Annotated in this window: 15 protein-coding genes and 1 CRISPR repeat array (1 of these 16 running past the window's edge); of the genes, 2 read left to right on the top strand and 13 right to left on the bottom strand. The window is 63.4% G+C overall.

The features are described 5' to 3' along the window. A CRISPR array of direct repeats spans positions 1-1,788; the repeat unit is 33 nt; unit sequence ATTTCAACCCGCACTCCCCATGCGGGGAGTGAC; it reaches 1,921 nt to the left of the window's first position. 156 nt (positions 1,789-1,944) lie between these two features. The 7 genes from cas2 to GT613_RS04475 form a co-directional block, all read right to left on the bottom strand. Next, complete coding sequence (gene cas2 / locus GT613_RS04505; protein WP_009304162.1) at positions 1,945-2,244, bottom strand: CRISPR-associated endonuclease Cas2; 300 nt, start codon at positions 2,242-2,244, stop codon at positions 1,945-1,947. A gap of 1 nt (position 2,245) precedes the next feature. Beyond that, positions 2,246-3,277, bottom strand: coding sequence for a type I-C CRISPR-associated endonuclease Cas1c (gene cas1c / locus GT613_RS04500; protein WP_009304161.1), 1,032 nt, complete (start codon positions 3,275-3,277; stop codon positions 2,246-2,248). Next, on the bottom strand, positions 3,274-3,936 hold the full coding sequence (cas4, locus tag GT613_RS04495) for a CRISPR-associated protein Cas4 (RefSeq protein WP_009304160.1): 663 nt from the start codon (positions 3,934-3,936) through the stop codon (positions 3,274-3,276). The genes cas1c and cas4 overlap by 4 nt, the downstream gene beginning before the upstream one ends. 2 nt (positions 3,937-3,938) lie before the next feature. After that, a complete protein-coding gene (cas7c, locus tag GT613_RS04490; RefSeq protein WP_009304159.1) occupies positions 3,939-4,832 on the bottom strand; it encodes a type I-C CRISPR-associated protein Cas7/Csd2 in 894 nt (297 codons plus the stop codon). 2 nt (positions 4,833-4,834) lie between these two features. Beyond that, positions 4,835-6,619: a type I-C CRISPR-associated protein Cas8c/Csd1 gene (gene cas8c, locus GT613_RS04485; protein WP_009304158.1), complete on the bottom strand. Its 1,785-nt coding sequence runs from the start codon at positions 6,617-6,619 to the stop codon at positions 4,835-4,837. After that, a complete protein-coding gene (gene cas5c, locus GT613_RS04480; RefSeq protein WP_009304157.1) occupies positions 6,616-7,281 on the bottom strand; it encodes a type I-C CRISPR-associated protein Cas5c in 666 nt (221 codons plus the stop codon). The genes cas8c and cas5c overlap by 4 nt, the downstream gene beginning before the upstream one ends. 173 nt (positions 7,282-7,454) lie before the next feature. Further along, positions 7,455-9,686, bottom strand: coding sequence for a CRISPR-associated helicase/endonuclease Cas3 (locus GT613_RS04475; protein ID WP_009304156.1), 2,232 nt, complete (start codon positions 9,684-9,686; stop codon positions 7,455-7,457). 242 nt (positions 9,687-9,928) lie between these two features. Between GT613_RS04475 and GT613_RS04470 the strand changes: the two genes are divergently transcribed. After that, positions 9,929-10,513, top strand: a complete 585-nt coding sequence (locus GT613_RS04470; protein WP_009304155.1) for an NUDIX hydrolase — start codon at positions 9,929-9,931, stop codon at positions 10,511-10,513. Here the strand turns inward: GT613_RS04470 and GT613_RS04465 are convergent. Both GT613_RS04465 and GT613_RS04460 read right to left on the bottom strand, forming a co-directional pair. Further along, complete coding sequence (locus GT613_RS04465; protein WP_161172516.1) at positions 10,510-11,574, bottom strand: GNAT family N-acetyltransferase; 1,065 nt, start codon at positions 11,572-11,574, stop codon at positions 10,510-10,512. The two genes, GT613_RS04470 and GT613_RS04465, sit on opposite strands and share 4 nt — an antisense overlap. Before the next feature lie 57 nt (positions 11,575-11,631). Then, the gene (locus GT613_RS04460; RefSeq protein WP_009304153.1) at positions 11,632-12,825 is read right to left on the bottom strand and encodes an MFS transporter; all 1,194 of its coding nucleotides are present in this window, start codon (positions 12,823-12,825) and stop codon (positions 11,632-11,634) included. A 191-nt stretch (positions 12,826-13,016) separates the two neighbouring features. Here GT613_RS04460 and GT613_RS04455 point away from each other — a divergent pair, with 191 nt between their 5' ends. Further along, positions 13,017-16,286 (top strand): DEAD/DEAH box helicase, encoded by a 3,270-nt coding sequence (locus tag GT613_RS04455; protein WP_161172515.1) that lies wholly within the window; start codon positions 13,017-13,019, stop codon positions 16,284-16,286. 8 nt (positions 16,287-16,294) lie between these two features. On the opposite strand, the gene GT613_RS04450 is transcribed toward GT613_RS04455, so the two are convergent. The 4 genes from GT613_RS04450 to fabG are packed head-to-tail and all read right to left on the bottom strand — an operon-like array spanning position 16,295 to position 21,385. Beyond that, complete coding sequence (locus GT613_RS04450) at positions 16,295-18,847, bottom strand: acetyl-CoA carboxylase carboxyl transferase subunit (RefSeq protein WP_009304151.1); 2,553 nt, start codon at positions 18,845-18,847, stop codon at positions 16,295-16,297. A 19-nt stretch (positions 18,848-18,866) separates the two neighbouring features. Continuing rightward, positions 18,867-19,316: a 3-hydroxyacyl-ACP dehydratase FabZ gene (gene fabZ, locus GT613_RS04445; RefSeq protein ID WP_009304150.1), complete on the bottom strand. Its 450-nt coding sequence runs from the start codon at positions 19,314-19,316 to the stop codon at positions 18,867-18,869. A gap of 18 nt (positions 19,317-19,334) precedes the next feature. Then, complete coding sequence (gene fabF / locus GT613_RS04440; protein WP_009304149.1) at positions 19,335-20,624, bottom strand: beta-ketoacyl-ACP synthase II; 1,290 nt, start codon at positions 20,622-20,624, stop codon at positions 19,335-19,337. Further along, the gene (fabG, locus tag GT613_RS04435) at positions 20,621-21,385 is read right to left on the bottom strand and encodes a 3-oxoacyl-[acyl-carrier-protein] reductase (protein WP_009304148.1); all 765 of its coding nucleotides are present in this window, start codon (positions 21,383-21,385) and stop codon (positions 20,621-20,623) included. Before fabG ends, fabF begins: the two co-directional genes overlap by 4 nt. Positions 21,386-21,398: the final 13 nt, after the last annotated feature.

The raw sequence follows: 21,398 nt of genomic DNA, 5'->3' as shown, positions 1-21,398 counted from the left end.
GCGCTCAAGCTCGATCCGGGCAACGTATTTCAACCCGCACTCCCCATGCGGGGAGTGACCATCGTCACCAACGACGGGTACACAGGCGAGCTCATTTCAACCCGCACTCCCCATGCGGGGAGTGACCCGATGAGGCCGATCGTGTCGGTAACGAACTCATTTCAACCCGCACTCCCCATGCGGGGAGTGACGGTTATCAAAATGCGTCTGTTCAAGTTCGTTTAATTTCAACCCGCACTCCCCATGCGGGGAGTGACCAGCTCGACGAACGCGACGAGCGAAAAGAGGCTATTTCAACCCGCACTCCCCATGCGGGGAGTGACTCGTGGGTGCGGTTGTAGCCGTCCAGCACGTCGGCAAATTTCAACCCGCACTCCCCATGCGGGGAGTGACACGGCCTCAGCTCCTCGGTACTGTAAACATAGTAATTTCAACCCGCACTCCCCATGCGGGGAGTGACGCGGCGCTGACTTTTCTTTGGGTCGTCAGCCCATTTCAACCCGCACTCCCCATGCGGGGAGTGACCCATCATGGGCGCTATCGTCGTGGTCGGCATCGATTTCAACCCGCACTCCCCATGCGGGGAGTGACGCCGAGGTGGCTGCCGCGAGGAACGGCGACAACAAATTTCAACCCGCACTCCCCATGCGGGGAGTGACCGGCCACAGGGTATGCATGCATGAGAGCGTATCCATTTCAACCCGCACTCCCCATGCGGGGAGTGACATAGTATTTGCGGCGCATATAACACACTAAGTAATTTCAACCCGCACTCCCCATGCGGGGAGTGACGCTCTCGCGCGATGATTATGGCGTGACTATGTGATTTCAACCCGCACTCCCCATGCGGGGAGTGACCTCCCTGGACTGCCAGAGAACATCTATGAATATGAATTTCAACCCGCACTCCCCATGCGGGGAGTGACCCGAGTACGCGCGCATCGACGGCTTTTACAAGGTATTTCAACCCGCACTCCCCATGCGGGGAGTGACTCAACAGGTCGTAATTGCGGGCTTTAAGGGCCTATTTCAACCCGCACTCCCCATGCGGGGAGTGACGCGGCCGTCGGATATGAGCATCCTCTCGGTTTTGATTTCAACCCGCACTCCCCATGCGGGGAGTGACGCCTTTTCATGGAATTGGGCGGGCGCAGCACGGATTTCAACCCGCACTCCCCATGCGGGGAGTGACCCAGGACAACTTGCGCAACGCTCTGTATACTGGAATTTCAACCCGCACTCCCCATGCGGGGAGTGACTTCGTGCCGGTTGGAATTGAGATCACCAATGAGATTTCAACCCGCACTCCCCATGCGGGGAGTGACCGGGGCGCGCATCAGCGCCCCGCATACTATGAGATTTCAACCCGCACTCCCCATGCGGGGAGTGACCGATCTTGAAGCGCCCATGAACGGCGACATCTGATTTCAACCCGCACTCCCCATGCGGGGAGTGACGCTGCGCCATCGGATAGACGGCGGGCTGATCGTATTTCAACCCGCACTCCCCATGCGGGGAGTGACCTTACCATCGGAAACACTCAGGCGCAGGTGTCGATTTCAACCCGCACTCCCCATGCGGGGAGTGACCTCCGTGTCATGGATGTACTCCGTTTCGGAGTAATTTCAACCCGCACTCCCCATGCGGGGAGTGACCGCGGTCGGTGTTTATGTACCTGTAATAAAGGGATTTCAACCCGCACTCCCCATGCGGGGAGTGACGCCCCACGAGGTCTTGCAGCCCGTAGTCGTTCAGATTTCAACCCGCACTCCCCATGCGGGGAGTGACCGCAATATTATGCGCAAAATTTACTGCCTCGATCAACATATAGCGCCAATAGACAAACAAGGTACACGCAACAAGCGCGTCAGGCATCTTTATGTCACACTATTTGGTGCGAACCTCACGTATGTCATATGCGAGCTTCGTGCTCGCACCATGGTCCTACAATGCCAAGAACCCTTCAGCTTCGTACGTTGGCTTCGCACCTACATGCTCAATCTTCGTCTCATATTTGCTTCCAAGACTGTAGAATCGCAAACTATCTTTCTCCGGATCGATCAGCTCGACGAGCTCGCTCTTGATACGAACCATCGTCGCAGCATCGGCAACGCATTCGAACACTGAGTTCTGGACACGCTGACCGTAATTGACGCAATGTCGCGCCACTTTTCGCAAGCGACGTCGGCCTGCCGGATCCTCGGTATTCACGTCGTAGGTAATCACTGTCAGCATGCCAACCATCTCACTTCCATAGAAACGGCGGGTAGCCGTCTAGATCGCCGCGCAAGCAACGAGCGAGCAACAGCGCCTGCACATGCGGCACAAGCCCCCGGGGGATCTTCTCCTTCAAAAAGGGATGGGTGATCGTCTCCTTCTTTCGCTCTTGCCAAGCGCCGAACAAAGCCCGTCTCCCTTCATCGCCCAACCGAACCTCACCCGATTCCCGCTTTTCAAAATCCTTCGAACTCACCACCCGGTTGTTCACGGCGGAAAGCACGAACCGATCGACGAACACCGGCCGCAGCTCCTCCATTAAGTCCAAAGCAAGCGAGCGTCGACCAGGCCTATCCGCATGCATGAAACCCACGAACGGATCAAGCCCAACACCCTCAAGCGCAGACGCGCAATCGAAAGCCAGAACCGTGTAGAACAGAGACAGCATAGCGTTCATCGCATCAGTCGGAGGACGCCGCGCTCTACCTGTAAAACGAAACGTCTCCCTATCTCGCAACACCAGCTCATCGAACACGCCGAAATACTCTGCAGCCGCGTCGCCCTCAATCCCTCGCAAGGAATCCATCGTTTCACACTCGGCCGCACTACGAAGTGAGCCGTCAAGCCTCATGCTGGTTGCCTTCACCGATCCCGTATCAATACGCAACCCATGGTCGCGCACCGCCCGTTCGAGCACCCAACGACCGTTGTAGAGCTTTCCCACAATGAAATTCCGAGCGATAGCAAGGCTCTTTTCGGTGTCTTCAGACCATGCATACTGCGTTTTTCGCAGCAGCACGTTTCCGCGCTGCTCGCCGTATGCGCCTGCAAGGAAACGACCCTTCCGATCGAAGAACGACAAGCCAACGCCCCGTTCGACGCAAGCACCCATAAGGGCAGGACTTGCACCTCGGTACGAGAAGCAGAGGATGCCCTCGAGCGTATGGAGCGGCACTCGTCCAAGCTCTGCGCCATCGCGACGTACAACCACGTTCTCCCCATCGAGCATGAGATACGCGTCTTCCGTGAACACGTAAAGCGTGTTGAGCAAATGCCTCATAGCTCCTCCTCGGAAAGCCTTTTGGCCACATACTCCCCGACCGTCGCCCGATTGATGGCGCGCGGCAGGCAGAGGTCGTTCAACGAGCACGACCGACAGGCCGAGAAAGGCTTCACCCGTGGCGTATGACGACGTCGATACAAGGCATGCATCTCCTCCGCCATCGAGCCAACCAAGGCGCGCAACGACTCGTCGAACTCCACCTTTTCGCGCGAACGCGTTTCGCCGTAGTAGAGGAACCCAATGGGCACATCCGCCCCAAGCATCTCCTCCAAGCACAACGCCTGTGCGCACAATTGCAGTCGGTCGGCATCGTTCGCCTTGCTCGACCCACGCTTGTACTCCACCGGCACGGCGCGCCAAAGGCCATCCTCTCCTGCGAGAGGATGGCCATGCGTATCCTTATGGAATTCGACGACATCGCACTTCCCTGACAAGCCGAGCGCACGCGAATGCACCGACAAGCCGCGAACGACGAGGGTATCGCCTCGCCGTTCGCGCAGCTCTTCATCATGGGCGCGTTTGTGCATGAGCTCGCCTTGGGCTGTCAACACGTTGTCGGCCCACGCTTGCTCGATATGGATGAGCGCCCACTGTCGTCGGCAGAACGCGAAGTGCTGGATACCGGACAGCGCGAGGAACTCGTCCTCGTCGTACACCGCTACACCATCCTCAGAACCGTGACCCCCTCGGGCACGGCGCCCTCGTCAACGGTGATCTCCTCGTAGTCGTCGATGGAACGCGGAGCCTCCACGCCGGCTTTCTTCTGGGTTGAAACAGCGTCGAACAGCTTGTACGACGGCGCATTGCCAAGCTCGCTGTCATGTTTGAACACCACGAGCGCGCGAACCGCCATCTTGCCGCGCGCAGCCGAATGATCGTGCTCGAACATGTTGACGATAGCATCCCACAGAAGGGCGAGGTCGTCCTCCGAGAATCCCGTCGATTTGCGCGCCAAGTTCGCAGAAACGTAGCCCTCCCCGCGATAGAGCGCATAGGGAACCACGTACTTGCGGCCCATCTCGGTGTTGCTCGCTTCGGCGCGTTCTTCGGTGGTCTTGGCTACGCGCGTGATGGTGATCTCCTGAGGAATGATAGGGTCGACGCTTCGAGCGAACGTCAGCTGCACCGGACCTCGCACCTGGCCGCAGTTGAGCGAGTTTTTCACAAACGTCGTCATCACCGCGCCGAACGTGCGCACGTCGTAGAACGTCGCGCACATGAAGTCGCGAATCTTCTCGTCAAGCTCAGGATCATCCTTCTTGAGCTTCTTTATGTCTTTCGCATCGATGCCAAGCGCTTCGAACGCGCGAGCATCGTTCACGTTGAGAATGGAGCCATCCTTCACGTAGATGTCGAAACCGGGATCGTCCTCCTTCACCGTTTCGACGTAGTTGCGCACTTTGCGCTTCAGGCATACGTCCGTGACGATGCCGTATCCGGTTTCCGGGTCGATGCGCGGCATATTGCCAGCATCCGGGTCACCGTTGGGGTTGCCGTTCTCGACATCGAAGTAGACAACGAAATCGTAACGGTTCTTGATAGGATTGCTCATGGCTATGCCTCCTGGATCTGGTCGGATTCAGCATCGCGCTTTTCAAAGCGCTTTTGGTTTTGATGGTAGTATCCCAAGATGAAATCGCCCTGTTCCTCAAGCGAGAGCCGTTTGGGAAACGCGTCCAACTTGCCGAGAAGCTCCCCGCGCATCTTCTCGTAGTGCACGGCAAGCCCCTTGCTGTCTCGCGAAAGCTTGGTGAGGTGCTTGTCGCACAAGCCGATCACGATCGGGAAGATCACGCTCGGAGTGGCACTCGCCGAATCGTAGTATTTGTTCTTAATCGTCGAATTCAAACCGGGGCTTGCGGCTTCTTGAATGCTCTCGAGCACCGAGAACAACCTTCCCAGCACGTAGGGAGCGTCGGAACGCTCTTCGTTCAGTCCCACGGTGACCTCCTCCTCGCTTCGGTTGCAGTTTTTTATCAGGTATGCCTTGATGATGGCTGCTCGACCGCGCGTCACCTTGCGCGTGCGCCGCTCCTCGTTATCCTGTGTTGCTCGCACGCGCAGGATCGTCTGCTCGAAAAGAGCCTCCGGGTAGCGCTGGTTCCCCAAAATGGAGCGAAGGAGCGCACCGCCAAGCAGCGATGTGGCAGCCGGCTGCTTCGCATTCGGATTCTCGGTTTCAACCAGTAAGCGGTATGGCACGAGGTACTTCTTCTCATACGGAGCGCGCGCGATATCGAGTCTCTCGTAGTGCTGGTACAAATTGTCGAGCATGGCGCCGAACGTATCCCGCTGAAAGAAACGAACCGACAAGCGAGCAGCGTTCGGAGCAAGTCCGAGCACATAGAAGTTGGCATCAGGATCGACCTCCCCAATAGGAAGCCCTTGCGCAAGTCTCTGCATAACCGCGTCTATGACGCGATCGGGATCACCTTTGCCGCTTTCGTTGTCTTTATCGTCGCCACCTCCTGTTTGAGGATTCAAGAAATCGGACATGATGTCGACGCAGGCCTGATCGTGCTTGTCAGCCCAGTACACTACTGTCGTATCGCCGATCCTCATATGGTGCTTGCGATCTGAAAGCAGGTAGTTGAGCGCCGTAGAATAAGCGAACGTCGCGTACTCGCTCACCGGCGCGTTAAGGCCCTGCTCTTCGTCGTGCCCGTAGGATTCAAATGCTCGCGCGTTGAACCCGACGAGCGAAGCACCCATGGCCTGCGCGCCCACAACGCCCTTGATGGCGGGATGCAGCCGGGCAATAGGAGCTTGTTTGCCCGATACTAGACAGGTCATAACAGCCGCGCCCTCCGAGGGCTTTTCGCAGGCCTTTTCCCAAGCCGACCGGATGGCGGGATCGTCCAGCGCGTTCTTGCCGTCCACTCTGAACACGAGATTCCCTCCAGCGAGCAAAGCCTCCCCTGCATCCGTAACGGCCACGCGGGAAAGCGCATCTTCAGGGTTCCACGTTTCGAAGAAACGGCGGATCGCCGCTGCAGACGGAGAACCAACCCCCTGCAAGAACGCGAGATGCCGCTCCCTCGCAGCTTCGAAGCACTGCCGAGCGCGTTCGGGCTTGCCCTTCGCATCGATGCCAAGCAGATAGGTCGCGTTGTCGCATAACAGGTTCGCTGCCACACCCACCGTGCGCTTCACCTGCTCGGGAACCATCATCGTCCAACCGCGCTTCTCATCGGATGGAATAACATTGACCAGTTCGCCCTCGGACGACAGCACCAGCATGAACGCCACCTGACGCGAGCACCACCCCACCCGAGCGATCTTCTCAGGATGCTCTTTAGCGAGCTGCTCGTAAAAGCCGACCAGCGCTTGAAGGATCATCGAAACACCTCGCTTCCCGCCACGTCGATCACCCCGTTGCGCATGACCGCGCGGAAGAACATAGGGGCAATGTTCTTCGGATCGCGGTAGTCCATGTCGTACAACATGAAGCCGAGGTCACGTTCGCTTTCGTCTGCATAGAACCCGCAAGATGACGGAACCTCTTCGCATGCTTTGAAATGCGCCGGGAACTCGCGTGTTCCGAAGTAGGGCATCGAGTAGCACTGCCCACGTTCGAGCCTTCGCCTGATAATGTCCTTGAATTTACCAGCGTTGTCGTCCGGCGTGGCCTTGTCGGTGAGGTCGAAATGAGCCTCTATAACATAGCGAACATCGATGAGGATGAGTGACGCCCTCTGCTGGATATCGTCCTTCGTATTGATATAGGGAAGCTTTCCTCCCCCTGTCGCCGCCGTGCGCATGGTACTGGCGAGCGCTTTCGATTTCACCTCGTTTCGGCGCACGTTCGTGAATCGGATGGGATTGAGCACATGGATACGGTCGATGGTGTAGCGCATGCCCGGATGCCAGTAAATGCTCTCGAGCAGCCCTCTCGCAGCGCTGGGAGTCATCGCGTCGTACGACACGCGCTCCACCGAAAGTTCCGGACGCGTGAAGAGCGCTCGATCGCCCCATACTTCGACGCAAATGCCATAAGCCATAGGACACCTCCTTCCTGTACGTTTTACTCTTTTCTACCGCTCGATTCTTCAGATGATCGAGATCCTTGATTTCATAAAATTATCAAGGTGCTTATACATGCAGCATACCAGCTTCGAACTGCACGCGTGGGACTGTTCTGGTACAACTTTGAAAAAGCTCGGCTTTTCGGCCGCTACAAGAACAAGCCCTTTCCTCCAGCCTGCGAGGCATCGAGTCCCGTTTCTTCGCTGTAGAGGCCGGTATCCACCAACTCGTATGTATCCCCATCCAGCAATCTGATGGCACCCGTGCTCTGCAACGCTTTGACGTCATTGTCGTAGAGACTCACCGAATAGCGCGCCACCCGGCGCATCGAACCCCGGGAAGCGACTCCCACGCGAAGCTCGTGAAGCTGCTGCGCTATCGCGGGATCAGGAACGATGATGGAGCACGATCCGTCTTCGATCATACGGAAGCGATCGGCGGCATGCTTGAAGGGGATAAGGGGAACCGACTTGCCTTCATGGAACTCCGCCCGACCAATTTCCGTGAGGTCCTCGAGCACGCCTTCCGCATCCAGCCGGTCGCGGCGTATATCGTGCAACTGTTCAAAATACGACGCGATCGCCCCAAGCGAACCGATATCGCATGCGACACCCTCTTCCACCGCCTCGGCAGCTCGGATGTCGACCCCCATCTCCAGCATTACCGAACGCGCGATCGCGCATTTTTGACTAATATCATTCGGAACGCCGTACCCCGTACCCGGCTCGAACAGGTAGACGACGCTCTCGTAAACAGGATGCCTTCCCTCGCGGTTGCATCGACCAGCACATTGAACCATGCTGTCCACTCCGGCAAGCGCGCGGTACACGATAGGAAAATCGACATCGACACCGGCCTCGATCAAGCTCGTTGCGATCACCCTGCAGGTTTCTCCTCGAACCAGCCGCAGGCGTATCTCGGCGAGCGCCTTCTCTCGATGAACCGAATGCATGAGCGTGGACAGATGGAACACGCCGTCTCCGTCATCCGACGACGCTTGCACCAAATCATAGAGGGATTTCGCCTGACTTCGACTATTGACGACGCAAAGCACTTGTTCACGAGAAGACAACCTGTCAGCGAGCACCGCATCTTCGATCTTGCCGATGAAGCGATACTCAGTGCGCCGCAAACGCTCGTACAGAGCTTGCGGCTCGGGAGCGATCTCGCGCACCGGACATCCGTACAAACCGAACATCTTGTCTAGCGACGGCTGGGTGGCCGTGCAGAGCACTACCGTGCATCCATAGCGGTGAACCAACTCGGCCAGCGCCCGCACGCAAGGCAGCAGCTGCTTCGCAGGGAGCATCTGAGCCTCGTCGAGCACGATCACGCTGTTCGTGATATTGTGCAATTTGCGGCAACGCGACGTTTTGCTGGCGTACAGCGATTCGAAAAGCTGCACATTCGTTGTGACCACGACGGGCGCATCCCAATTCTCCGTCGCAAGTCGCAACAGCCCTCCATCTTCGCCCGCATTATCGAAATCGAAGTTGCCATGATGTTCGAGAACGTTGTTCGCGCCGACCACCTTGCGAAACACCTCGGCGTTCTGCTCGATGATCGACGTGTAGGGTACCGCATAGATGACGCGTCGCATATTATGCCCGTCAGAGAGCGCATGCCGCAAAGCGAAGCGCAGCGAGGCGTACGTCTTGCCGCCGCCGGTGGGAACCGTGAGCGAGAAAACGCCTGGAGCATCCGATGCCGATTCGGCACACGCGTCCAGAATAGAGCAACGCGTCTTGCTGAGTTCGGTTCGAGGAGGGTAGAACGATTGGATCACGCACTCGAGGCGCTCGTTCAATGTTTCGAGCGAATCGGCGTTCAGATGCTCGCGCGCCGACCCCTTCATGAAGCGCTCCGTGCAGAGGAAGTCCGCATCGACCAGACACGAGAACACCATGCGCGTCAAAAAGGCGATCGAGAAGGGATCGAAATGAGCCATGTTGTCGAAAGTGACCGATTCCGTCTCGGGCAGCTCGACCTCGCGAGCATAAGCGCGATAGTCGGGAAGCTGGCGATGCTCCGCTTTGCGAAAGCGTCCTATCAGCGACGGTCCATCCGGTTCGGCCAATGATCCGCTATCGGGCAGGCCTCCGTGGTGTCCCGCGATGCAGAAGCCGAGCAGTGGCAACCCGGCCCGCTCATATAGCTCATAAGCCCCCGCCGTGGAGTGGTCCACCTTGCGGCCGTCACGGAGGATGCGGTTCTGGAATTCTGCGGAGTACTTGCCGATATCGTGGGCCATGCCTGCCGCATAAGCCCAAGACTCGGCTCCGAACGGCCGCGCGAATTCAGCCGCCATCTCGGCCACCTCGCGAAGATGGTCGGCCACTTCTTCGATACGCCCATCTTCGGCAACATGGGATACGTACATGAATACCTCCCGTCAGTTGGCGCAATCGCGCGCCGTTCAGCTATAAAATATAACTCATCTTGACATGCATAAGCTCTCTAATCATTTTTATAGCTCTCGATGATACTCTGGAAACTGTTTTCGCATGTCCCCCAAGCGGGACTTGCAGAAAAGCGTTTTCGTTTATCATTGAAAGAATGTCTAATCCAAAAAACAGGTGCATGAAGCATGCCCGAAGAACAACCGGGTTGTACAATACCCCCATGTCCCTCACCACCGACATACGCTCCTACCAACCCTTCAACCAGCAGGAGGCATCCGATCGCGAGGTTATCCTCCGACAGCTGGAAGCCGACCCGCGGGTCTTCCAACGCGACTCGCTCGCGCATATGACGTGCTCGATCTGGACGGTCGACCCGACCGCGACCAAGACGCTCATGGTGTTCCACAACACGTACGGGTCGTGGAGCTGGATAGGCGGGCACGCCGACGGAGAGCGCGACCTGGAACAGGTGGCGCTGCGCGAATTGGAGGAGGAGACCGGCGTCGCCGACGCGCGCATCGTGCCGTGCGGGCCGGGGAACATCTTCTCGCTCGAGGTGCTCACCGTGGACGGGCACGAGAAACGCGGGCGCTACGTCAGCTCGCATGTACACCTCAACGTGACGTATCTGGCCGTCGCGTCGCCCGACGACCCGCTGCGCGTCAAGCCCGACGAGAACAGCGGCGTGCGCTGGATGGACCTCGACGAGGCGCTGGCCGCATCGACGGAACCGTGGATGCGCGACCGGATCTACCGCAAGCTCGTCGACAAGCTGGCCGCGGTCGACCTCGAAATGAGACGTTAGCCCCGTCCCTTCGCCTCATCCCAAAGCTCGCGGGGAAAATAGTACGATTCGAAGTCCTGCATGAGGCCGTCGGGGGTTGCTTCGGCGCCGTGGATGGTGCCCTCGTGGACGAAGCCCGCCTTCTCGATCACGCGGCGCGAACGATCGTTGAACGTGTAGTGCGTGCACGTGATCAGGCCAAGCCCCAGCTCCTCGAAGCCGTAGCGCAGCATCTCGTCCGCCGCCTCGGTCATGCAGCCCCGCCCCCATGCCGTGCGCGCGAGCGCATAGCCCAGCATGAGGCAGTCGACGTTGCGCCGCTGCGGATCGCGGATGAGGCCGATCGACCCGATGCACGGCCCCGTGGCTCCCGTCCCCGCGCCCGTCTTCTCGAAGATGCCGAACACATGAGGCTCGCTCGCGATCACCTCCACGAACATGCGCGAGTCCTCGCGCGTGCGGTGCGGGGCCCATCCGGCATCGGGCCCGACGGCGGGATCGCTGCAGTAGGCGTACACGTCGTCGATATCGTCGGAAACGAGCGGGCGCAGCACGAGGCGCTCGGTCTCGAGCGCAGGGCACTCCCCCGACGTCTCCGCCAGAATCGCCGGCGGACAACCGGGATGCCGCGCCTCGCCGGCCCGAACACAAGCCGCGAACCACACCTCGTCGAGCACCCGCACGCCCGCCTCGCGCAAGGCGCGCGCCGCCACGCCGTAACCGGGCACGAGCTCGCCGGCGAACGCGCCGTCGTACACGAGGCCGCATCCGCACGAAGGGCTCTTCGCCTTGAGCACGGCCAGCTTGCACCCCTGCTCCTTCGCCAGCTCCACCGTCTTGGCGGCTCCGGCCAAAAACGCGTCCGTGACGTCGACCCCGTCCGCGTCCGTCACGCGCAGCGCGCGCTCGGCGGCGGCGATCTCGCAGGGGGCATGCGGCACAGGCAGCCCGCCCAGCACCTCGGGGCACACGGGAACCATCTCGCAAGCGTCGTGCAGCTTCAGCACGTCCTCGCAGGGACGCGACTTCCCATCGTAGCGGCACGGCTCCCCCAGCAGGCATGCGCTCACGGCTATCGGCATCGCTCGTCCTCGTTTCGTCGAAAAACCCAGTATAGCAAAGCCCGCGACTCCGCTGCGTTAGCGCGTGCGCGCGAACACTAGAACCGTGGCGACGGCCGCGAACATGGCCAGCGCCGCAAGCACGCCCACGAGCGTCGTCGCGCCCACGAGCGCGCCCATCATCCCGCTAAGAACCGCCGATCCCGTGTAGCCGATGAGATTGATGGTCGACACCACCGTCGCCGTGCTGCGCATGTCGGCCCGCGCGAACAAGAGGCGCAGGCTGCCCGACAGGCACATGCCCGTGGACAGGCCGAACAACGCCACCAGCACGAGGAAAGCGCCCAAAGCCCCGGCCGCCATCGCTACGCACATCGCGCACGTGAACACGAGGAGCGCCGCCATCGAAACACGCAACGACACGCCCGACGGCATGCGCGCCTCAAGCGGCGCCCCCAACGCGCTGGGCGCCATCGACAGCGCGAGGATAGCCGATGCCATGAACGGGTCGCTCGAACCGAAGCATTCCGCCGCCACCGGCGAGCTGAACGATTGGAAGAACGTGCCCACGCCCCACGACGCGACGTAGGCGCACGCGGCGATGGGCAGCACACCACGCAGCTTCGCATCCACGCCGATCACCGGCTTGCAGGCGGTTCGCAGCGGCACGCGGCTGACGACCGTTTCGGGAGCCGCGGGAATGAGGATCGCGCCCAGCGCCAGCAACGCGATCATGATCCAATAGATCAGCGCGTGCTGTTGGGTGACCAAGGACAAGAACCCCACGGCCAGCGAGCCCGCCATCACGCCCAGCAGCGCGCCGCAACCGGCCACCGCCAGCCCGAACCCCTCGTAGCGCCCCACGGCGGAATCGACGACCAGCGCCGAAACGGCGCTCATGGCCAAGCCGCACGACACGCCCTGCACGGCTCGCGCAACCAGCACGATCGTCGGATCGGCCGCTCTCAAGAACAGGAAACAACCGAGCATGGCAAGCAGCAGCGACGCCGCCGCCAAGGGGCGCCGTCCCGCCGCATCGGACAGCGATCCCGACAAGAACAGCGTCAGCACGACGCCGAACAGGTACATGAGCATGGTGGCGGAGATGTCGGCGTCGGTGAGCCCGATCGCCCCTTTGTACTCGGAGTACAAAGGGATAGGCACAGCCGAAGCGGCGAACACGGTGACGAAGGCGAACGTGGCGATGACGAGGCCTCGCACCCCTTGCCGAGGCTGCGAGGATTCCGACGCGTCGACTGCATGCGCGAGCATGGCACCATCCGTTCGTTCACCGCGAATTACACCCGCGCTCTTCCCTGCGAGGAGCGATTGCGGACAGCATAGCATTCCGAACGGACGCAGGGAACACCCGCGTTCGCCCAACGCGGCGCGCACGGTTCTGGATTTCTGGTACCATTGTACGGATGTTCTGCAATGCTTTCGAGGGAGGGCCGCCGCACCGCATGCTATCCGAAGACGACATCAGCAGGCACTGCCATGCGCGCACGTTGCAACGGGCACGGTCCATCGCAGCCTCCGACCGCAACATCCTCACAAAGCAGGTCCGCTACAACCCTCCCGAGACCACGCTGTCCGCGTTCGTTGCCAGCAGCAGCGGCTGGAACGACCGTTACCGCACCTCCGTCACCTTCGACGAGGACGAAGGCGACCTGGTCGACTACGCCTGCACCTGCCCCGCCTACCGCGAGTATGACGGCATGTGCAAGCACTGCGTGGCTCTGGCGTTGACGTATCTGGACGCGCCTGAGAAGTTCATGGGCTACCGAGCCCATCGCGCGCCGACCACGTCTTCATGCCTGCTCGAGCTCATGGAGCGCAGCAAAGCCGCTGCAGAAGCTGAGGAACAGGGCGGCATCGATCTGGAAGCAACCGTCGTGTACGGCTATCGGTCGTGGTCGGCGCACTTCAAGGTCGTCGGCCCCCAGGGCTCCTACGTCATGAAGAGCATCTCGGACTTCGTCGGCCGCATGCGGCGCGGCGAGCGGTTCTCCTACGGCAAGAAGCTCGCGTTCACGCACGTCCCGGCGATGCTCGCCGAGTCGGCGCGCCCCATCGCCCGGTTCCTCGACCGCGCCGTGGCGCTGCGCGAGCAGGCCCCCGGCAGCGCGTTTTGGCGCTACCGCGGACGCGACGAGATCGGACGCGACCTCGACCTGTCGGACTACGAGCTCATCGAGCTGTTGGATCTGCTGGACGGCCGCCCCTTCACCGTCGAAGGCACCGACTACGGAACGCGCTCCCTCACCCGCGCGCATGTCGTCAGCGCCGACCCCGATGTCGAGGTCTCGGTGCGGCGCACCGACGACGGCGGCTACGCCATCGAAGCCGACGAGCTGCCTTTCGTGGCGCAGGGCGACCGCATGTACCTGTGGCAGGGCGAGACGTTCTTCCGCTGCTCGGCCGACTTCGCGCGCACGGCGGGCTTCCTGCGCACCGTGTACGAGAACGACGATGCCCGCCTGTTCGTCAGCCTCGCCGACATGCCCCTGTTCTGCGCCACCGTGCTGCCCGCCATCGAGAAGCGCCTCCATGTGGAAACGCCGACCGAGATCGGGCTGTTCCGCCCCGTGCCGTGCAAGCTGGAGTTCTACTTCGACAAGACCGACCGCGACGTCACCTGCGACGCGCAAGCCGTGTACGGCGAACGCCGCTATCCGCTGCTCGACTCCCCCGCTCGCGACGAGGCGGGCCCCCTGCGCGACGAGAAGCTGGAGGGTCGCGCGAGGCGGCTGGTCAAGCAGTATTTCGACACATTAGAAGCTCCCCCATCCATCATGCTGAGCGACGAGACGGCGGTGGCCGACCTCGTGTTCGGCGGCCTTGTCCAGTTCCAGGCGCTGGGCCAGGCGTTCACCACGCCCGCGTTCGACCGGCTGCTCGTAGACAAGAAGCCACGCATCTCGGTGGGCATCTCGCTGGCGGGCAACCTCATCAACCTGGCCGTGTCCACCGACGACCTGCCCCCGGCCGAGGTGGCGGCGCTGCTGGCGAGCTACCGGCGGCGCAAGCGCTTCCACCGTCTGAAGAGCGGTGCGTACCTCGATCTGACGGAGTACGACCTCGCTCAGCTCGACCACCTTGCGGAGGACTTCGGCTTCACGCCCAAACAGCTGGCCGCAGGCGCGGTGGAGCTTCCCGCCTACCACGCGTTCTACCTCGACGAGCAGTTCAAGGGCGCAGAGCGCAACCGCTCGTTCATGCGCTACCTGGAAAGCTTCCGGGCATCGGCCGGCGAGCCGTGCCCGGTGCCCGACCAGCTGGCCGCCACGCTGCGCCCCTACCAGGCGGAAGGGCTGCGCTGGATGAGCGCGTTGGCCGACCGCGATCTCGGCGGCATCCTGGCCGACGAGATGGGCCTGGGCAAGTCGGTGCAGCTCATCGCGTTTCTGCTGGCACGCCAGAGCGAGGCGCGCGCCGTTGGGCCCAGCCTCATCGTGTGCCCCGCCTCCCTCGTGTACAACTGGATGGCCGAGTTCGAGCGCTTCGCCCCGACCCTAGACGTGCGCGCCGCGGTGGGCGCCAAGCGCGAGCGCATGCGCATCCGCGCCGAGGCGTGCGAGAGAGACGCACGCGAAAGCGAGCTTGCCCGCGACGGGCGCTGCTGCGACGTGCTGATCACCTCCTACGACCTGCTGCGCATCGACGCGGAGGACTTCGCCCGGCGCGAATTCTACTGCTGCGCGCTCGACGAGGCGCAGTACGTGAAGAACCACGCCACCAAGACGGCGCGCGCCGCGAAGCGCGTGCGGGCGCGCCACCGCTTCGCGCTGACCGGAACGCCGATGGAGAACCGTCTGAGCGAGCTGTGGAGCATCTTCGACTTCCTCATGCCCGGGCTTCTGGGATCCTACATGCGCTTCCGCGAGCACTTCGAGCTGGACATCACCGGAGGCGACGAGGACGCCGCCCGCCGTCTGCGCTCCCTCGTGGCACCGTTCATGCTGCGCCGCTTGAAGGCCGACGTGCTGCAAGACTTGCCCGACAAGCTGGAATCGGTGGTGTACGTCCCCATGGAGGCCGAGCAGCAGCGCCTGTACGCCGCCCACGAGCAGCAGCTGCGCGACGCGCTGACCCTGCAGAAGAACAACCGCAACAACAAGCAGTTCCACGAGCGCAAAGTGGAGGTGCTCGCCGAGCTGACGAAGCTGCGCCAGCTGTGCTGCGACCCGCGCCTTCTGTACGAGAACTACGCCGGGCACGCGGCAAAGCTGGACGCCATCGCAGAGATCGTGGAATCGGCCATGGACGCCGGCGAGAAGACGCTTGTGTTCTCCCAGTTCACAAGCTTCCTTTCGCTGATCGCCGAAGTGCTGGACGCGCACGGCGTGCCCTACTTCACCATCACGGGAACCACGCCGAAGAAGCGCCGGCTCGATCTGGTGAACGCGTTCAACGACGACGACACGCCCGTGTTCCTCGTGTCGCTCAAAGCGGGTGGCACCGGGCTCAACCTCACCGGCGCGTCGGTGGTGGTGCACGCCGACCCCTGGTGGAACGCCGCTGCGCAGAACCAGGCCACCGACCGCGCGCACCGCATCGGCCAGACGCAGGTGGTGAGCGTCCACAAGGTCATCGCGAAGGACACCGTCGAAGAGCGCATCCTGCATTTGCAGGATGCGAAGACCGACCTCGCCGACCAGGTGATCGGCGCCGGCGGCGTGTCGCTGGCGAGCCTGAGCCAGGAGGAGCTGCTCGATTTGCTGGACGGATGAGGCGCGGCTTAGAACTTGCCGAAGCGTTCGTAGCGGGCTCGCAGCAGCTCGTCGGTCGGCGTTGCGCATAGCTCGTCAAGCGTGGCGCACACGTAGGAGCGCACGCCCTCGGCCGCCTGCTCGGGGTTCTCATGCGCAGGGCCCGCTCCTTCGGACAGCACGGCGTCCACGATACCCATCTCGCAGGCTTCGGCCGCGCTCATCTTCATGACGGCGGCCGCCTCGGCGGCGCGCGTGCGATCCTTCCACAGGATGGACGCGAAGCCCTCCGGCGACAGCACCGAGTACACCGCGTGCTCCTGCATGGCCACGCGATCGGCCAGCGCCAGCGCCAGCGCGCCGCCCGAGCCGCCCTCGCCCAACAGCACGCTCACCACGGGCACGCGCAGGCCCGCGAGCGCCAGCAGGTTGTCGGCGATGGCGTTGCCCTGCCCGCGCTCCTCGGCCTCCATGCCGCAGAACGCGCCTTGCGTGTCCACGAGGCACACCACGGGGCGGCCGAACTTCTCGGCCTGACGCATGAGGCGCAAAGATTTGCGGTAGCCCTCCGGCTGCGGGCAGCCGAAGTTGCGCGCGATGCGCTCTTTGAGGTCGCGTCCTTTCTCTTGCGCGATCACCGTCACCGCGCGACCCCCGATCCAGCCGAGGCCGCACACCACGGCGCCGTCGTCGCCGAACATGCGATCGCCGTGCAGCTCGATGAACCCGTCCACGAACGAGTCGATGTAGGCGAGCGCCGTGGGACGATGCACGTTGCGCGCCAACTGAACGCTCTCCCATGCGCGGTTCGACGTGGGCGCAGTGGCCTCGCGCGCCGCAGCGGACGCGTCCTCCAAAGACACGCCGGCCTCCGCATCGAAACCGCCCGTGCTGAGCGCCTTCTCCAAACGCTTGCGCATGGAGGAGCCGCGGCGGTCGAAGCGCTCGGTGACGGCCGCCATGCGCCCGCGCAGCTTGGCGCGCGCCGAGTCCACCCCTCCGGCGAAAGGCAAGCCGCCGCCCACGGTCAAATCGCCGTACGTCACCGTGTTGTACGTATCGGTGCCGCTGGCCAGGTTCTCGCGCACCGCCTCGTAGCTGACGAGGATATCGCGATCGCCCGGCTCGTGCTCCTGCTCGCCGCGCACAGCCGATGCCGTGGCAAGGTGCAACGCCAGCAAGTGAGCCAGCACGCTGCGCAGCTCGCCGCGCTCCACGATGGCGTCGATCAGCCCGTGATCCAGCGCGAACTCGGCCGTCTGGAAGCCTTCGGGCAGCTCCTGCTTGATGGTGTCCTTGATGACGCGCTGGCCCGCGAAGCCGATCAGCGCGCGCGGCTCGGCCAGGATCACGTCGCCCTGCATGGCGAACGACGCGGTCACGCCGCCCGTCGTGGGATCGGTGAGCACCGAGATGTAGGGGAGCTTCGCCGCAGCATGGCGCTCCAGCGCGCACGACACCTTCGCCATCTGCATGAGTGACACGAGACCCTCCTGCATGCGCGCGCCGCCCGACGCGGTGAACACCACCACGGGCAGACGCTCGTCGGTCGCGCGCTCCACGAGCCGCGCCACCTTCTCGCCCACGACCGAGCCCATCGAGCCCATGAAGAACTGCGACTCCATGATGCCGATGGCCACGCGCAAGCCCGCGATACGTCCGACGCCGGTGCGCACGCCCTCCTCCAGACCCGTCTTCTCGCGCTGAGCCTCGAGCTTGCCCAGGTAGCCGGGGAACTCGAGCGGGTCGGTTTCGGGAACCGTGCGGTTCCATTCCACGAAGCTGTCCGCATCCAGCAAGTCGTCGATGCGCTCGCTCGACGACATGCGCAGGTAACCGCCGCAAGCGGGGCACACGTAATGGCCGGCGGCCAGGCTGGGGCCGTCGAACTTGAGGCCGCAGTGCGGGCACGCGCGCCACGAATCGCCGTCGATAGCGGGTTTGTCGGTAGTGCACAGCACCCAGCCCAGAAGCGGCGCGTCATTGCTGAGCGGGCGGAACACCCGCACGCCGCGAGCCGCCGTGCGAGCGAGAAAGCTGTCCACCTCGGCCAGCGGCAGCGCCTCGTCGCACAGCAGAACCACCGAAGCCCCGCAGGAGTCGATGGCCGTCAGCACGGCATGGCCGTTGCAGAACAGCGCGTCGGAGTACTTCTCGCCCAGGCTCACCGCGCTTTGGGCGAGCTTGATGTGGCTATCGCCCCGATGATCCTGCGTGTACACTGCGCAGGCGGCGAAACCCGCATCGCCCACGGCCTGCATCAGGCGCTTCGCGGTTTTCGGGCGCGCCATGACGAGCGCGACGGGCTTGGAGCCCGCATCGATCCCCCCGGCGCCTTTCGGCGTGCGCGGGGCGGCGGTGGCCAACGCCCGCGGCACGGCGGTGTAGTCGGCCGCGTCGGCAGCATCGTGCGCGTTCGGCGCTATGGGAAGCGAAGCGGCGGCCTCCTCGGCCATGCGCGCAAGGCGGTAGGCCACGTCGGCCGATTCGCCGATAGGCTCGGCCGCCTTGCGCGGCTTGCCCTGGGGCAGCACCGTTCCGTCGGATCCGATGGTGATGTAGTTCTGCTTGGCACTCTTCATCGAACGGCCTCTCGCTCTTTTAAGCTTCCGCTTTCGCCAGCACGTACTTCTGCGTCGCCGACGCGCACACCGCGCCGTCGACGCTCGCCTCCACCTCTGCGACGCACAGACGCGACGAGGACTTCACGATGCGCCCTTTCAGCGTGAGCGTCTCGCCCGGCTCCACCTGGCGGCGGAACTTCGCGCCGTCGATGCCGGTGAGGAACCCGATGGAGCCCTCGGCTCCGCGCTCGACGAGGATGCAGAACGATGCCGCCTGCGCGAGCGCCTCCATGATGATGACGCCCGGCAAAACGGGATGCCCCGGGAAATGCCCCGCGAACAGCGCCAGCTCCGGGTCGACGTCGAGCTCGGCCGTCACCTCCACGCCCGGCTCACACGCGACGATGCGGCTCACCCAGCAGAACGGGTCGCGATGCGGCAGCACCGCCTCGACGACGTCCTTGCCGCAAGGGTATTCGATGTCCATGGTTCGGCTCCTCCCAACCTATGCGCGATACGGCGAAACGGCCAAGCTCGCGTTATGGCCGCCGAATCCGAGCGAGTTCGACAGCGCCACCTTCTGAGGATAGCCCGTCTTCGCCTCGATGACGACGCTGACCGGGCATTCCGGATCGGCCTCGGCGAAGCCGGCCGTGGGCGGCACGCAGTCGTTCATCACGGACAAAGCCGTGACGATGGCCTCGATAGCGCCCGCGGCGCCCAGCGTGTGGCCCGTCGTGCCCTTCACCGACGTCACCGGGATCCGGCTTCCCGCCTCTTCGCCGCACAGCGCCAGCAGCGCCTTGGACTCGGTGGCGTCGTTCGCCGGCGTGCCGGTGCCGTGGGCGTTCAGATGCCCCAGGTCGTCCGGCGTGAAGCCGCCCTCCTCCAGCGCCTGGCGCATCGCGCGCGCCACGCCCTCGCCGCTGGGCTCGGGAGCCGTCATATGGTAGGCGTCGCCCGTGGAGCCGAAGCCCGTGATCTCGGCCAGCACCGTGGCGCCGCGCTCGAGCGCATGCTCCAGCGACTCCAACACCACCGCGCCCGCGCCCTCGCCCGCCACGAATCCCGCGCGGCGCACGTCGAACGGCAGGGAGGCCTGCGTCGGATCCTCGGCCTTCGACAGCGCGCCGAGGTTCGAGAACCCGGCCAGGCAGATGGGCGACACGGACTCTTCCGAGCCGCCGGCCAGCGCCGCGTCGATGTAGCCGTGGCGGATGTCGCGCACGGCCGCGCCGATGGAGTGCGCGCCGGTGGCGCAGGCGGTGACCACGTTCAGGCATTCGCCGCGCAGCCCGTAGCGGATGGAGAGGTTGCCCGCCGCGATGTTGCCGATCATCGTGGGGATGAACAGCGGGCTCACGCGCTTCGGACCCTTCTCGGCCAAGGTGAAGAAGCCGCTTTGCAGCTCGTCGATGCCGCCGATGCCGGTGCCGAACACGCACGCGATGCGCGCGGTGTCCTCGGCCTCGAGGTTCAGGCCCGACTGCGCCAGCGCCTCGTCGGAAGCGACGATGGCGTACTGCACGAAGCGCTCGAACCGGCGCGCCTCCTTCTTCGTGATGCCGTGCTCGGCAGCGTCGAAATCGCGCACCTCGGCGGCGATGTGCACGTCGTAGTCGGCCGTGTCGAAGCGCGTGACCGGGCCGATGCAGCAGGCGCGGCCCATGACCGCGTCCCACAGCGCCTGCACGCCCACGCCGGCCGGCGACACCGCGCCCATGCCGGTGATGACCACGCGGTGCGTGCCGTCGGGGCGGCGCGTGCTCGCCGCGTTCGCAATGTTCTCGCTCATAGCGACATACCTCCGTCGATGCAGACAACCTGTCCGGTGATGTAGCCCGCGTCCTCGCTGGCCAAGAAGCGCACGAGCTTCGCCACGTCCTCGGGCTCCCCGAGGCGCTTGGACGCGATGCGCCCCACGATGGCCTCGCGCTGCTTCTCGGACAGCGCGTCAGTCATGTCGGTGGCGATGAAGCCCGGGGCCACGGCGTTGGCCGTGACGTTGCGGGCCGCCAGCTCGCGGGCGATGGACTTCGTGAGCCCGATGACGCCGGCCTTCGAGGCCGCATAGTTCGCCTGGCCCGCGTTGCCCGCCACGCCCACGACGCTCGACATGTTGACGATGCGTCCGTAGCGCTGCTTCATCATGCGCTGCGCCGCGGCCTTGCAGCAGTTGAACGTGCCCTTGAGGTTCACGTCGATCACCGCGTCGAAGTCCTCGTCCTTCATGCGCGCCAGCAGCCCGTCGCGCGTGATGCCGGCGTTGTTCACCAGCACGTCCACGCGGCCGAACGCTTCCTGGGCGGCGTCGACGAGCGCAGCGGCCTCGGCGGCGTCCGCCACGTTGGCGGCCACCGCGATGGCGCGCACGCCGCAGTCGGCCTCCAGGGCTGCGGCGAACGCCCGCGCCTCGTCCAGCCCGCGCTCGCTCGAGCAGTTCACGCACACGTCGAAGCCCGCGCGCGCCAGCTCCTCGGCCACCGCGCGGCCGATGCCGCGGTTCGAGCCGGTGACGACCGCGCTTCGACGCGGAGTTTCGGTTTCGTTGGTCATGGGAGTAGAAGCT

The sequence above is a fragment of the Eggerthella sp. BIOML-A4 genome (genome assembly GCF_009875575.1).
In the GTDB taxonomy this organism is placed as follows: domain Bacteria; phylum Actinomycetota; class Coriobacteriia; order Coriobacteriales; family Eggerthellaceae; genus Eggerthella; species Eggerthella lenta.
The sequence above is the reverse complement of the archived record's forward strand: the minus strand, read 5'-3'. Positions and strand labels throughout refer to the sequence as shown.